This is a genomic window from Bacillus sp. SRL543, from assembly GCF_984799205.1.
Genome location: NZ_OZ481794.1, coordinates 1,627,342 through 1,641,603 on the forward strand (window position 1 = coordinate 1,627,342; position 14,262 = coordinate 1,641,603).

Annotated in this window: 16 protein-coding genes and 1 riboswitch; of the genes, 9 read left to right on the plus strand and 7 right to left on the minus strand. The window is 45.2% G+C overall.

Annotated features, from left to right (window positions below):
- Positions 1–298: 298 nt before the first annotated feature.
- The 5 genes from AC4E8B_RS08290 (at position 299) to AC4E8B_RS08310 (ending at position 5,023) form a co-directional block, all read left to right on the plus strand.
- On the plus strand, positions 299–826 hold the full coding sequence (locus AC4E8B_RS08290) for an RNA polymerase sigma factor (RefSeq protein ID WP_490218109.1): 528 nt from the start codon (positions 299–301) through the stop codon (positions 824–826).
- On the plus strand, positions 810–1,430 hold the full coding sequence (locus AC4E8B_RS08295) for a hypothetical protein (RefSeq protein ID WP_490218110.1): 621 nt from the start codon (positions 810–812) through the stop codon (positions 1,428–1,430). Before AC4E8B_RS08290 ends, AC4E8B_RS08295 begins: the two co-directional genes overlap by 17 nt.
- Positions 1,431–1,802: 372 nt before the next feature.
- Entirely contained in the window at positions 1,803–3,095 is a 1,293-nt protein-coding gene (locus AC4E8B_RS08300; protein ID WP_490218112.1) for an ABC transporter substrate-binding protein, read from the plus strand.
- Positions 3,096–3,170: 75 nt separating this feature from the next.
- Positions 3,171–4,151, plus strand: coding sequence for a carbohydrate ABC transporter permease (locus tag AC4E8B_RS08305; protein ID WP_490218114.1), 981 nt, complete (start codon positions 3,171–3,173; stop codon positions 4,149–4,151).
- Complete coding sequence (locus AC4E8B_RS08310) at positions 4,148–5,023, plus strand: carbohydrate ABC transporter permease (protein WP_490218116.1); 876 nt, start codon at positions 4,148–4,150, stop codon at positions 5,021–5,023. Before AC4E8B_RS08305 ends, AC4E8B_RS08310 begins: the two co-directional genes overlap by 4 nt.
- 585 nt (positions 5,024–5,608) lie before the next feature.
- Here AC4E8B_RS08310 and AC4E8B_RS08315 read toward each other — a convergent pair.
- The 6 genes from AC4E8B_RS08315 to AC4E8B_RS08340 form a co-directional block, all read right to left on the minus strand.
- Positions 5,609–6,367 (minus strand): hypothetical protein, encoded by a 759-nt coding sequence (locus AC4E8B_RS08315; protein ID WP_490218117.1) that lies wholly within the window; start codon positions 6,365–6,367, stop codon positions 5,609–5,611.
- Between the two features lie 195 nt (positions 6,368–6,562).
- A complete protein-coding gene (locus AC4E8B_RS08320) occupies positions 6,563–7,333 on the minus strand; it encodes a TatD family hydrolase (protein WP_490218119.1) in 771 nt (256 codons plus the stop codon).
- Positions 7,330–8,076, minus strand: a complete 747-nt coding sequence (locus AC4E8B_RS08325) for an ABC transporter ATP-binding protein (RefSeq protein ID WP_490218121.1) — start codon at positions 8,074–8,076, stop codon at positions 7,330–7,332. The genes AC4E8B_RS08320 and AC4E8B_RS08325 overlap by 4 nt, the downstream gene beginning before the upstream one ends.
- On the minus strand, positions 8,073–8,837 hold the full coding sequence (locus AC4E8B_RS08330; protein WP_490218123.1) for an ABC transporter permease: 765 nt from the start codon (positions 8,835–8,837) through the stop codon (positions 8,073–8,075). Before AC4E8B_RS08330 ends, AC4E8B_RS08325 begins: the two co-directional genes overlap by 4 nt.
- On the minus strand, positions 8,834–9,124 hold the full coding sequence (locus AC4E8B_RS08335; protein WP_490218124.1) for a thiamine-binding protein: 291 nt from the start codon (positions 9,122–9,124) through the stop codon (positions 8,834–8,836). The genes AC4E8B_RS08330 and AC4E8B_RS08335 overlap by 4 nt, the downstream gene beginning before the upstream one ends.
- Positions 9,125–9,135: 11 nt before the next feature.
- Positions 9,136–10,134, minus strand: a complete 999-nt coding sequence (locus tag AC4E8B_RS08340; RefSeq protein WP_490218126.1) for an ABC transporter substrate-binding protein — start codon at positions 10,132–10,134, stop codon at positions 9,136–9,138.
- Positions 10,135–10,294: 160 nt separating this feature from the next.
- Positions 10,295–10,403, minus strand: a riboswitch (TPP riboswitch).
- A gap of 88 nt (positions 10,404–10,491) precedes the next feature.
- Here AC4E8B_RS08340 and AC4E8B_RS08345 point away from each other — a divergent pair.
- Positions 10,492–10,641, plus strand: a complete 150-nt coding sequence (locus tag AC4E8B_RS08345) for a hypothetical protein (protein ID WP_490218128.1) — start codon at positions 10,492–10,494, stop codon at positions 10,639–10,641.
- A complete protein-coding gene (locus tag AC4E8B_RS08350; RefSeq protein WP_490218129.1) occupies positions 10,638–11,276 on the plus strand; it encodes a cell wall hydrolase in 639 nt (212 codons plus the stop codon). The genes AC4E8B_RS08345 and AC4E8B_RS08350 overlap by 4 nt, the downstream gene beginning before the upstream one ends.
- Before the next feature lie 23 nt (positions 11,277–11,299).
- Here the strand turns inward: AC4E8B_RS08350 and AC4E8B_RS08355 are convergent, their stop codons facing one another.
- The gene (locus AC4E8B_RS08355; RefSeq protein WP_490218131.1) at positions 11,300–11,746 is read right to left on the minus strand and encodes a YkvA family protein; all 447 of its coding nucleotides are present in this window, start codon (positions 11,744–11,746) and stop codon (positions 11,300–11,302) included.
- Between the two features lie 105 nt (positions 11,747–11,851).
- Between AC4E8B_RS08355 and AC4E8B_RS08360 the strand changes: the two genes are divergently transcribed.
- Positions 11,852–12,568, plus strand: coding sequence for an NAD-dependent deacylase (locus AC4E8B_RS08360; protein ID WP_490218133.1), 717 nt, complete (start codon positions 11,852–11,854; stop codon positions 12,566–12,568).
- Between the two features lie 267 nt (positions 12,569–12,835).
- The gene (treP, locus tag AC4E8B_RS08365; protein WP_490218135.1) at positions 12,836–14,239 is read left to right on the plus strand and encodes a PTS system trehalose-specific EIIBC component; all 1,404 of its coding nucleotides are present in this window, start codon (positions 12,836–12,838) and stop codon (positions 14,237–14,239) included.
- Positions 14,240–14,262: the final 23 nt, after the last annotated feature.

The following is a 14,262-nucleotide window of genomic DNA, read 5'->3' on the forward strand; positions in this document are numbered from 1 at the left end:
ATATTTTAAGAGAGGAAGGGAGGAATATAGGAGAATATGTAGAAAAAATAAGAAAAGGTGCCTGCGGCACTGCTGTCATTTTACGCAATCCCCCATTAATCTGAAAAGTTGCAGACATATTGCACCATTTTCAAAAAGTGATGAAAATTGATGCTTAATCTCTATCTTTCCTGGGGCGGGCAGGAGGAAAGATGCAGGGAATGCCCTGTTCTCTAATAAAAAATAAAAAAATATGAATGGAAGCTGTTTCCTTTTCTGCTGTCAATCGTCTAACTATGTGCAAGAGGGGGCGCCTACAATGAATAAAGTTTCTGCAGAAACGTTTGAGAGCATCTATTATGAATACAGCGACAAAATCTACGGATATATCTTCATGTATGTGAATAATAAAGAAATAGCGGAAGACCTGACCCAGGATACCTTTATAAAGGCTTATAAGCACTTCCATCAATTTAATGGCGAGTCCCATATTTTCACCTGGCTTGTCAGGATATCAAGGAATGTAGCCATTGATCATATCCGGAAGAGAAACCGCTTTAAATTCTTTTCCATTGAAAAATACCAATTTGATTCGGGTCTTGATACACCGGTGGAAATAATGGTCAAAGGGGAAAAAACAGCCCGCCTTTATGATGCAATCCATGCACTGAAGCTAAGTTACCAGGAGGTCCTTATCCTCCGCAAGATCAAGGAATTTTCGATCAAGGAAACGGCACAGATTCTGGGCTGGAATGAGAACAAAGTGAAAATAACCACGTCCAGGGCGATGGCCGCCCTGAAAAAAGAGATGGAAAAAAGGGGGGACACCCTTGAAGGAGTTATTTGAAGACACAGTATCGTTTGAAAAGCTTGATGACATTCCCCGTTCCAAAATGCAAAAGGACCGTACTTTCAAGAAGATTATGGAAGCTGCAGAACCCGGGAGGCTTGAGAAAAAACAGGTTATGCCATTCCTTGGGCTTAAGGGGGCTTTTTTGACCGCAGCAACGGTATTCATTGCGGCTATCTATTTTTATTCCCATTTCAGCATTCCTGGTGCGGACAGCACATACGCTGAACTGAAGGAATTGCCGATAGCGGATATCATAATGGCTGAAACTGATTCCGAATACAGCTATATTAACAATGGTGTCAATATAGAGCTTAATGAATCCAGCTATGCCGATAATCCTTTCATGAAAGCAATGATCAGGTCGATGCTGAAAGAATCGGCTCTCACCAATTATTCCCCGGCAGAAAAGCCAGCATATGACATCCTCATCAGGTTCAAAGGCGGAGACGTGATCCAGCTGAAGGTATGGAATGTTAATGATGTCATTTACTTCAAGGAGGAGGACGGAAAAGAATTCTTTAAGGCACCTGAAAAACTGTCGGGCAGCATCCTTAAAACCCTGAAAAAGGATGGGTTCAGCTGGAAGAAAGCCGGATGAGGAAAAGGCAGTGAAAATAAATATTGAAGAAGAAGCCGGCAGAAAGAGGCACCTTCTTTTATAACATAGGAATAGGTTCATGGGAGGATACTGCCCATGAGCCTTTTTTTGTTTTCGTATGCCGTGCCTTAATATGCAAACCGCTGTAAAGTCTGCACCTCTTCAGCCGGACTGGAAACCGGGCCCATATTTAGAAAAAATATTTAGACAAATTTCGATCTTTTTTTATCAATCAGGTTTAGAAGCAGAAGAAGCGGGTAGTTTTACAGTAAATTCCTTCCCGGAGTCCGTTACCATTAATGGATCCTTTGCGCAAAGGCAGCCGGGTGTTATTTAGGGAGAAAAAAAATAGACATTTTTAGGGGGATACATATGAAAAAGGGAATAAGCTTATTCATTTCTGTCTTTCTGCTTCTTGGCGTCCTGGCCGGATGCTCAGGCGGGGAGTCTGCGCAGGCAGAGAAAACGAAGGATGGAAAAGTAGTCATTGATTTCTGGACATTCTGGGGATCAGAAACAAGAAGGCCAATCATTGAAAAAATCATAGACGATTACAATGAGTCACAGGATAAGGTTTTTGTTAAGCATACATATTTGCCTTGGGGAGATATCTGGACAAAGAACCTTGCCTCAGTAGCAGCCGGGAATCCGGCGGATGTCATCATCAATGATATCAATACAGTAGGGCAGCGTGCAGAAGCCAAACAGGTTGAAGATTTAAGCGAATACATGGATGAAGGCTTCAATGAGCAATTTTATCCGCATCTTTGGGACACAGTCCTTTATGAGGACAAGCCTTATGCCGTTCCATTCAATACCGATACAAGACTTCTTTTCTATAATAAAACAGCTTTCAAGGAAGCAGGCCTTGATCCGAACAAGCCGCCTTCAACTTGGAAAGAGCTTGAAGAATATGCCGAAAAGCTTGATGTGAAAAACGGCAACTCCTATGACAGGGTCGGCTTCTATCCTCTCTGGGGAAGCATCGGGGCAGGAAGCTGGATGACCAGCGCGGATGAAGGAAAAGGCTTCATCGACAATGGAGAGCTCCAGATCAATACACCTAAAAAGCAGGAAGCCCTTGAATGGGTGCTTAAGTGGCAGGACCGCCTTGGCGAATCCAATGTACAGGCGCTGAAAGCTGAATTCGGAAGCGAACAGTCCAATCCTTTTATTGCCGGAAAAGTGGCCATGTGGGTGGATGTCGGGACTTTCTATACCCAGATCAGGGACTATGGGCAGGATATGGAATTTGGGGTAGCCCCGATCCCTGCTTATGAAGAAGGCGCTGAAAACTGGAGTGATGGCGGCGGTTTTGTCGCCGAAGTGCCTAAAGGCTCCAACAACCCGGAAGAGGCTATGGACTTTATTGAATATCTGACAGGACCTGAAGCACAGAAATACTGGGCGATGCAAAACTTTGACAATGTTGCCAGCATTGAAGGTGCAGAGGCCGCAGCAGAAGAGCTTGAAGGAAAAGATAAAGAGGTCTACGAGGCAACCATCAAAAACCTTGAAGATACTCAGCTATTCCCGGTGCCGGTTGAATATCCTGATTATTTGAGCAGGGTGAATCCGCAGATCGACAATGCCCTTCTCGGGAAGCAGTCTCCGGAAGAGGCTTTGGAGAAAGCAGAAAATGATGTTGAAAAACTAAAAAGATAATAACTTGTGTCAAGAAGAGAAGGGGCCACCTTCTCTTCTTCGAATTGATTCATTTCAGGGAAAGGGTGAAGGGGCTTGAAACCGTACGATTCTACAATTTCTCAGAACGATGCGAAAAGCTTGGGCAAAGAGAAGGTTCAGGCTGAGCCTAAAAGGCTTTCGCGGAAAGCTAAGGATAATCTATTTGGCTATTTATTCATCAGTCCCTGGATCATTGGTTTTCTGGGATTGACGCTGGGTCCGCTATTATTTTCATTATTCACGAGTTTTACAGACTACAATATAACCTCAAGAATGAATTTCATCGGCTTGGACAACTTCAAGAGAATGTTTACGATCGACGATCTTTTCAAAACATCGCTCTGGAACACTATCTACTATGTGCTGTTTTCCGTCCCCCTGACCACGGCTGGCGCTATCCTGCTGGCTGTGCTGCTGAATCAGAGGGTAAAAGGTATGAAATTCTTCAGGACAGTTTACTATTTGCCTGCCATTCTTTCGGGTGTGGCTGTCTATTTTCTGTGGATGCAGCTTTTAAGTCCTTCGACAGGCCTTGTCAACACCTTTCTTGCGTGGTTTGGCATTGAAGGGCCGGCATGGCTGTTTGATCCTGAATGGACAAAGCCTGCGCTCTTGCTTATGAAGATGTGGAGCGTCGGCGGAGGCATGCTCCTGTACCTTGCCAGCCTGCAGGGAGTTTCTGCGCAGATGTATGAAGCCGCAGACCTGGATGGGGCAAGTTCATTCCAGAAGTTTTTCCATATCACGCTGCCGATGATTTCACCGATCATCTTCTTTGATGTCATTACCAGCACCATTGGATCGTTCCAAATTTTCCAGGAAGCCTATGTGATGACCGAGAATGGAGACGGAGGACCGGGGAATTCCCTGCTGTTCTACAACCTTCACATGTGGAACAATGCGTTTGAAATCTTTGATATGGGCTACGCCTCAGCGATGGCCTGGCTGCTGTTCCTGATCGTCATGATACTGACAGTAATCAATCTGACACTCGGCAAGAAATGGGTTCATTATGAAGGAGGAGACAATAAATGAAGCAGGCAGCTGCTGAAGCACCAAGGTTTTATGAGACAAAAAAATTCAGGCAGCGGACAAAGCATGTCTTTGTTGCTTTCCTGCTTCTGGCTGGAAGCGTGCTGATCTTGTCGCCTCTGTGGTGGATGATTTCAACTTCACTGAAGTCGCCGCAGGAAATTGCCCAATATCCGCCAACCTTCATTCCAAACGAATTCCATTTCTCCAATTATCTTGAGGCCTGGCAGACTGCGCCATTTACCAGATGGGCGCTTAACACTTTATTTATTGCCGTTGCCGGAATGATTGGAAGCGTACTTGTCAATTCTCTCGTTGCCTATGCATTCGCAAAGATTCGTTTCAAAGGCAGAAACGCACTCTTTGTTATCGTGTTATCTACCATGCTGATACCTGGATTCGTCACTATGGTTCCGCAATATATCCTGTTTTCAAAGCTGGGCTGGATCAACACGTATCTTCCCTTGATTGTTCCTGCCTTCCTTGGAAGTGCGTTTTTCATCTTCCTTTTAAGGCAGTTCATGATGGGCATCCCGAATGAACTGATTGAAGCAGCCGTTCTTGACGGTGCAAGCCATCTGCAGATCTGGTGGAATATCATGCTTCCGCTCACCAAGCCGGCGCTGATTACCGTTGCGCTGTTCTCCTTCAATGGTGCATGGAATGACCTGCTTGGACCGCTGCTTTATATAAATGACGAAAGCCTTTATACATTGCAGATCGGGCTGCAGACATTCAAAGGGACAGTATCGACCCAGTGGCACTATCTGATGGCGATGTCAGTCACCGTCCTGCTGCCGGTCGTCCTGCTGTTCTTCTTCTTCCAAAAGCACTTCATCGAAGGCTCTAATATTGCATCGGGGAGTAAGGGGTAAGAAAAGCGGAGGCGGCTGTTCAGGTGCTGCAGGCCGTGGATGGAAGTTCAGATCATGTGAAGAAAACTTCAAATCTCAGCCCAAATCACCTGCGTTTTCGCAGCTTAAAATACAATCAACAACCAAAAAGCTTGGGATACCCCAAGCTTTTTACTATTAAATAGGTTGTTCTAATTCAATTAACGCACCCAATCGCTGAACAGTCGAACAGCCGATTTACCATTAAACTTTTGCGTTCTTAAACAATGAAACTATGTTCCGGCTAATTGAGATTTATAGGGGGGAATAATTTCTCTTATTTTGCAAATAGTACTGAAAACAGCTTAAATAGAGGGAGAAATTCCTTTAATTTGACTCGAAGACGTGAAAATAGGCAGATTTGCTTTGCATAGAAGGAAAAACTCCCCTTATTTTTCCAAAACCAACTTCTAATCTGCATTTAACAGAAAAAACTTCCCCTATTTTTCTATCACTGGTTACTCACTCTTCATCTATGCTAACTCATATGCCATTTACATTGTATCTTCTCCAGAACTGAACTGCTTACCGTGAATGGCAAAGGTTCTTTCTTTACAGCAAATTCTATTAAGCCGGTGCCGGACAGGTGGTTTTCCAGACGCCTTTAACACAAACTTTATCCTTTGGCACATAGCAATCGATGATCGTTTTGCCGGCGCACAGCAGCCTGCCGACTGAGTATTGTGAGCCTGACGAACAATAGCTGCCAATCAAATTGACACATGGCAGGGAAACGCTCCCATTTGTATAACTTGTACATTGCCAGCAAAGATAATTGCTTCCATTAACTGCTTCTTCATCTGCAGAATTTCCTTTTTGAAGCTCCGCTGAGCTGACCATCGCTTCTGCTTTTTCCTCCGTCTGTTCGGCAAGCTCTGCGTATAAGTCTGTCTCAGACATATCAATTGCCGTGGTTGTACCGTTGGAAAGCTCCTCAAGATAGATAGCTTTATCTTTGAGAATACTGCTATAGTCGAGAATATAAGCCTTCATGTCATCATTGATGCTGTCATATGCAAAGGTAAGGATAGAGGAGAAACTGACAGTGGCTGCACCGCCTGCGGCCAGTGAAGCTTCTTCCTTATATTTAATCTCATACTGGACAATCCAGCCATACTGCCGGTCTTCTTCGTCTTTAAGCGGATTCAGGATATAAGGGTCATTTGAGAGAAAGTAATCTTTAAAGTCCTTATACTCCTCCGTTTTCTTAACCAGCTTAAGAAATTGTTTTTCAGAAGGAATCAGGCTGGCAGTTTTCGGCTGGGCAAAAGCAGAGGTGGAAAAAGAAAACAAGATGATAAGCAGGATCAGGCCATATCTTTTCATTGAGCAGTCCTCCAATAAGCTTTTCTTTTACTGTACCTTATATTTCCATCTGTAGATATGGGGAAAATTTATTAAGAACTGAATTGGTACAAAACTACTAAGAGCCGATTTTACTTTTTAAAGATTATATCTTCCTTATCAAAGGATCTTCAGCCTGTACACACAAAAAAAGCACCCTGTTTAACAGAATGCTTCTCAAATGCTGTAAAATGCCTTGGTATTAGTCAGCAGCTGCGTATAAACATCCTGCAGGTCCATTTCTTTGATTTCAGCGATTTTCGCTGCAGAATGATGCATCATGACGGGTGAAGTCAATCTTCTATGGAAAGGCCCTTCAAACGGCCAGGGGCCGTCTGTTTCAACCATTACCTGCCGTATTGGATAAGCCTTTACAAGCGATTGGATCTCCTCTTCGTACAATACATCGGGAGTCACTGAGATGAAGAAGCCATTCGCGGCCATCCGTTCAGCCGCAGCGGCTGAGCCTTTGAACCAATGAAAATGGGCTTTTTCGATAGAATACTTTTCAAGCAGGCTGCAGACTATTTCTGCATCTTCATAAATACTATGGAGAATGACGGGGAGCTGCCATTCTTTTGATTTCTGGACAAACAGCTCCAGTATTTCGAGATAAGGCTCCGGACCTATAAAGGAATCTCCCTGTTCCTGCCTTAAATAGTATGGAAGGCCGACCTCTCCGATGGCTATCATATTTTCTTTATGATCCCCCATCCAGCTTATCAGATCAGCAAGTTCTGCTTCAGAAGGGAGGACCTGTTCCGGGTGGTACCCAAAAGCCGGCTTTACCTTTGGAAACCTCTCTGCAAGGTGCAGGTTCTTTTTGCAGGAGCTGAGATCCCACGAGACAGTTACGAGTGAGTCGAGCTCCGGGATGCTGCAAATATTAGCAATATCCTGATCAGCATAGCGGTCCAAGTGGATATGGCTGTCAATAATCTTGTTCATCCTTTGTCCCTCCTTGGCCGCAGTGAATGATGGACCTTTCTTTTCCATTCCAAAAATTCCTCTTCCAGAAACAGTTCTTCTATCCTTGGCCGGGAAAAAGGCACCTTAAATTCAGCTGCTGTATGGGCCGGCTTTTCTGATAAAACAATGATGCGATCTGACAGAAAAAGAGCTTCTTCTATGTTGTGAGTAATAAAGATGATGGCTGGCCGCTGCTCCTCCCATATGGCCAGGAGCCATTTCTGCATATCAAGCCGGGTCAGCTCATCCAGTGCTGAAAAAGGTTCATCCAGGCAAAGCAGCTCCTGTGGGCTGAGCAGTGCCCTGATGAAGGATGCGCGCTGCTTCATCCCGCCGGACAATTCATGCGGATAGGCATGCATATATTGCCCGAGGCCTGCTTTATGGATCATTTCCATAGCTTTTTCTTTATCGGTTCTGCCTGTCAGTTCCTGTCCCAGAAGGACATTTTGCAAAACTGTCCTCCACGGAAGAAGGGAAGGGGTCTGCGGCATATAACTCATGAATCCTTTTTGGCCGGTGATTGATTGGCCGTTCATTTGGATGCTTCCTTTATCAGGGAGAAGCAGCCCTCCTATCAGATTAAAAATAGTGCTTTTTCCGCTTCCCGAAGGCCCAAGAAGGGAAACGAATTCCCCTTCATTGACTTCAAGGCTTAAATTACTGAGAACAGCTTGTTCCCCAAAAGATTTCGATATATTTTCCAGCTGGAGGAGGCTCATTTCATCTGCTCCTTTTTATTCCATTTTAAAAGCAGGCTCTCTGCCAAAAGGATTGCTCCGAAGAAAATCAGGCTTAAGATCATGATGGCAAAGATGGCAACAAAAACCCGGTCTGTCCGGAAGGAGGATGAGGCCAGGGTCATAAAAACGCCTATCCCTTTTTCCGCACCGAGCCATTCGGAAATGACAGCGCCCATTACGCTGTATGTGGCCGAGATTTTCAGCCCTGAAAATAGCGAGGGAAGGGAGCCGGGCCACTCCAGCTTCCAGAACAGCTGCCTTTTGGTGGCGCCTGACATGGCCATATAATGCTTAAGCTCGGCCGGAATCTGCCTGAAGCCGTCCAAAGCTGCCACTGTGATTGGAAAAAAACAGACAAGAATAATGACAATGAATTTCGGCAGCAGTCCAAATCCGAACCAGATGACAAGGAGAGGGGCAAGGACGATGACGGGCACATTCTGGGAGAGTATCAGCAATGGGTATACAGATTCCCTTAAAGCCGGCAGGCGGTGGAGGAAGATGGCGGCAGTGAGCCCGAAAACAGTCCCCAATGCAAAGCCGGACAGTGATAAAAGCACTGTTGATGCCAGGTGGCCTGAAAAACGGGCCCAGCTTTCCGCAGATTCTGCCATGATATCAGAGGGGGGCGGCAGGAGCCAGGCAGGGACTTCAGCGAGCCTGACCGCCGCTTCCCATATAATGAACAAAAGGAGGAGAACCGCTGCCGGCTTCCATCCTCTTACAACCACTTTCTTCATTTGTATTTATCCGTCAGGTCATCCATCGTGATCCCATCAGGCTGAAACAGGATTTTGACCTGAGAGATGACATTTTTGCTTCCCATTTCAATCATTCTTTCATTCATCCTTGCAATGATCCTGAATAGCTCTTCAAGCTCGCCTTCCATTGTTGTCTCCAGCGGATGGACCTCATATTTGACTCCGGATTCTGCGATGATTTTAATCGCTTCATCCACATATGGGATAACATCTTCCCCGTTTTTTGTTTTAGGTATGATCTGAATGCTGATCAGTGTATTGGCCATTATGGTTCCTCCTATTCTGGCAAAAATTCATTGGTAAAAGCTTTTTCAGCGTCCAGTTCGCTTTCCAGCAATTTATTTTCATACATCCATTGAGCATAATTTTCCCAAACCTCTAACCTTTGTTCTCCCCACTGTTCAGCATCATCCTGATATTTTGGAGACAGCCACTCCTGGCTTTTCTTGACCAGCTCGACGTCTAAATCAGGGGCAGCTTCAAGCAGGATATCGGCTGCTTCTTCCGGGTTCGCGATCGCAAACTGATAGCCCTGTGATGCTGCTTTTACAAAGGCTTTAACAGTATCAGGGCTGTTTTTGATCATTTTTTCATTGGTAGCCAGAACAGGTGTATAGTAATCGAGCTTATCGGAATAGTCGGTGAGGTAGACCATATTCAGATCTTCTCCGCGAAGCTCCGCCTCGACGCCTGTCCATCCATAATAGATCCAGGCAAAATCGATATCCCTTTTAACAGCTGTAAAAAAATCGGCATCTCCCATGTTGATAAAAGAGACATCAGAGACATCTGCATTTTCCTGTTTCATCAATGAGGAAATCACGGATTCCTCAACAGGCGATCCCCAGCCTCCATATTTCTTCCCGGCAAAATCCTCCGGTGAATCGATATTCTTTGCCGCAGGGGAAGCAAACCCGGATGTATTGTGCTGAATTACAGCTGCGACGGAAACGAGCGGCACACCCTGCACCCGGGCCTGCGTGATGCTTTCCTGATAGCTGACGCCAAAGTCAGCCTTTCCGGAAGCGACGAGCTGGTCGGCTCCTGCTTCACCAGGCATGATAATCTCGGCATCAAGGCCTGCTTCCTTGAAATAGTCCTTAGCCTTTGCGGCATACAGTCCGGTATGGTTGGTGTTTGGCGTCCAGTCCAGTACAACGGTGATTTTTTCAAGATCCTGTTTATCATTGGTTTTCTTTTCTTCCTGCCCAGTTTGTCCGCCTGTGCAGCCGGCAAGCAGCCAGATGGCGCACAATGCGCTGATCCATTTCTTCATGATCAATCCTCCATGCTGTTTCTAATATTATTCCAAAAAGCCGCCGGATAATGGCAAAAAATCATCAAGGCAGCCGCGGGTTGAGATGCTGCTTCTTTAAGTACCGGTGCACAACAAAAAGCGCCCGGATTCAGAACCCGTGCGCAATAAAAAACATTCATCCGATTAAGAATATGTTTCCTACGCTGGCATCTCTCCAGATCAGGTTCAAAGGGTCCTTTATCGTAAAAATAAAGTCTCAACCGCGCCCGGTTCCCCCACAATTCTCTCCTATTTACAGCCGCATAAAGCAGCCGGTCCGTCAGAGCTCCCGCATTTGGCGGGAATTATGGTCCATTATAACAGATATTCTCTGCAATGGCATTGAAACAGCTTCCTTCCGGAAAATTAGGGATTATCCCTGGATATCCCTCTGCTGCCATGGAAAGATTTAAGTTTGGAACTGAATCTGCATATGTGATAGGGTTAGGAATGTTAAAAAAAGAAAGAATGGAGGAGAAGCAATGAAATATCTTGCCTTACTGATAGCTGCATTCATGCTGATCTCATTCCAGCTTGTCCAAAGTCCCGGAAAAAAAGCATTTGCCAAAACGATTGATCATGTCGATATATATACTGTAAAAGAAGAGGATACCCTTGCGAAGCTCAGCAAGCAATCTGGTGTTGCTGCGCAGGAAATACAGAAGGCGAATTATAAAAAAGATGAAAAGATTTCCGCAGGTGATAAGCTCATCATTCCGTCTGCATCAAAGAAAAAGAAGAAAAAGACAGAAGAAGAGACTAGTTTATCTACAGGAGAAAAAGACCTTTTGGCAAGGCTTGTGCATGCCGAGGCCAAAGGTGAGCCGCATGCCGGAAAAGTTGCTGTGGCTGAAGTGGTCCTCAATAGAATGAAGGATGAAAAATTTCCGGATACAGTCAAAGAAGTTATATACGAAGACAGGCAGTTTGAGCCTGTGGACAATGGGATGATCAATAAACCGGCAGGGAAGGATTCACAGAAAGCTGTCCAGGAAGCCCTCACAGAAGAGAGAAAAGATGGAGAATCCCTGTTCTTCTTCAATCCTTCGAAAACTAACAGCAAATGGCTCCGTACTAGGGCCGTTACAAAAGAAATCGGCAACCACCGGTTTGCGAAATAAGAAAAAGAAAAAAACTCTTGTGGCTATACAAGAGTTTTTTTGCTGTCTTTTTCCATATCAATGATATGATCCGGCTGGTTCTCTTTCCAGAGCTTAAATCTCTCAAGCTCATTTGTGATCTGCTTGATAATGAAGCCGATGATCGCGGCATCATCCAATATGCCGATTCCGGCAAGAAAGTCCGGGACAAGATCCAGGGGAGATACGAAATAGAGAATGCCCGCAATGACTGTAACGGCTGTTTTTGCAGAAATGTCTTTATATTGTCCTTTAGTGTAGGCTTTAATGAGTTCAAACAGGAGCTGCAGCTTGTCCCATACTTCAGACAGGGCATTTTTCTTTGAATCGGCTTTTTTGCTTGCTTTGGAAAGAAGTCCGCTTGTCTTGCCCGGATCATTTAAGTATTTGGCAGCGCGGCTCTCATATTTTTTATATTCCTTTTCGTAATCTTCCTTTTTGAAATTTTTCATATATAACATCCTTCCGGTTAAGAAATTCTTTTTATTCTTTTATCCTATTTTCGGATGGTTGAACCCACGAAAAGCTTATAATAGGAAAAAAAGAGAGGTGTCCATATGCTTTTACAGTGGCTGAAGGAGTCAAGATATACGGTTATATTGACGGGAGCAGGGATGTCAACGGAGAGCGGGCTGCCTGATTTCCGGTCTGCAGGCAGCGGGTTATCGAATACGATGGATTACGGGAGAATTGCCAGTACAGAAGCACTCAACCAACATGTCAATGAATTCATTGAATTTTACCGCAGCAGAGTCATGGGGCTGAAGGAATGCAAGCCCCATGCCGGACACTATATACTGGCAGACTGGGAAAGAAGAGGGATCATCCGAAGCATCATCACTCAGAATGTGGACGGATTCCATCAGCAGGCGGGAAGCAGGAATGTGGCGGAGCTCCATGGGACCCTGCAGCAAGTCCATTGCCAGGAGTGCGGAAGAGCTTTCCCGAATGATGAATATATAGATGAGCATTACCGCTGCAGTGATTGCGGGGGGATTTTGCGGCCGTCCATCATCCTATTTGGAGAGATGCTGCCTGAGAAAGCGATTGACTTTGCAGCAGCTGAGGCAGAGAAGGCAGACCTATTCATTGTCCTTGGCTCATCTCTCTCTGTCACTCCCGCCAACCAGTTCCCTCTCATTGCAAAGCAGAATGGTGCCAAACTGGCTATAGTCAATATGGAACCTACCGATTTGGATTTTTACAGCGACGAGGTCATTAACGGAAAAAAAGTGGGAGAGCTGCTGAAAGAGCTTGATGCAGAAATAAGATAAATTGAAGCCTTCATTAACTTGGGGGCTTTTTCTTATGGCAGCGGCTCTCCAAACTAAAACTCAGAAAAGATTTTTTAGTATAATAAAATGGTTGACCGACATGTATATACAGGATATAATGAAAGCGTGAACATCATGTATATACAAGTGTTCAGTCAAGCAAAAAAGGATACTATTGCATGCCGGGCGGATAATAACAAATATATGAAGTATTCCTGGCAGGCATTTTTTTCTTGCTAATGAAAACGGTAACAGGAGGAGTAGGGCATGAGCAATTACAGAGAATCTGCCGAGCAGATAGTAGAAGCGGTTGGCGGCAAAGAAAATATTGCCGCAGCCACGCACTGCGTAACACGTTTGCGGTTTGCTTTGAAGGATGAAAGCCAAGTTGATAAAGAAGCATTGGAGAATATAGATAGTGTTAAAGGATCATTCTCAACAAACGGCCAATTCCAGGTGGTCATCGGCCAGGGACTGGTTGATAAGGTATACAAGGAAATGGCAGCGGCTACAGGGATCGGCGAAGTGTCAAAAGAAGAAGTGAAAGCAGCTGCTTCTGAAAAAATGAATCCGCTTCAAAGAGCAATCAAAACGCTCGCTGATATTTTCATTCCTATCCTCCCGGCAATCGTTACAGCCGGTTTGCTGATGGGAATCAACAATATCATGACAGCGCCTGATATTTTTTATACAGGCAAATCATTCATTGACGTCCATCCTGGATGGGCTGATCTGGCTAATATCATTAATATGATCGCCAATACAGCGTTTGTGTTTTTGCCGGGGCTGATTGGCTGGAGTGCTGTCAGCCGGTTTGGCGGAAGCCCGCTTCTTGGTATGGTGCTGGGATTAATGCTTGTACATCCTGACTTGCTTAATGCATGGGGATACGGTTCTACAGAAGAAGTGCCTGTCTGGAACCTGTTCGGACTGGAAATTGAGAAAGTCGGCTATCAGGGACAGGTGCTGCCGGTATTGGCTGCGTCCTATGTTCTTGCAAGAATTGAAATTTTCTTAAGGAAAAGAATACCTGATAGCATCCAGCTGCTGACAGTCGCCCCGATTGCGCTGCTTATCACAGGCTTTTTGTCTTTCATTGCGATCGGGCCTGTCACTTTCACAATCGGAGGCTGGATCACTGATGGTGTGGTAGCGATCTTTGATGCGGCCCCTGCCATTGGAGGACTGATTTACGGCGGCCTTTATGCACCGCTTGTCATCACAGGCATGCACCACACATTCCTGGCAGTGGATCTGCAGCTGATCGGGTCAATCGGAGGTACATTCCTCTGGCCGATGGTTGCACTGTCAAACATTGCCCAGGGTTCAGCGTCTCTTGCGATGTTCTTCTTAAATAAAAATGAAAAAGTAAAAGGTCTTGCTGCTACTTCTTCACTTTCAGCTTTCCTGGGAGTTACAGAGCCTGCTATGTTTGGTGTGAATCTGCGCTTTAAATATCCGTTCATCGCAGCGGTAATCGGCTCTGCAATAGGCGGGATGTTCATTACCATCAAAGGGGTCATTGCACCATCGATCGGAGTCGGGGGGCTTCCTGCTTTCTTCTCGATCTTATCTGAGAACTGGGGATCCTTCTTTATCGGGATGGCGATCGTGCTAGTTGTGCCATTTGTGCTGACATTCCTGTTCGGCAGGTTTAAAAGAGCTGAATGATTTTTCCGGTACCATGGATAAGA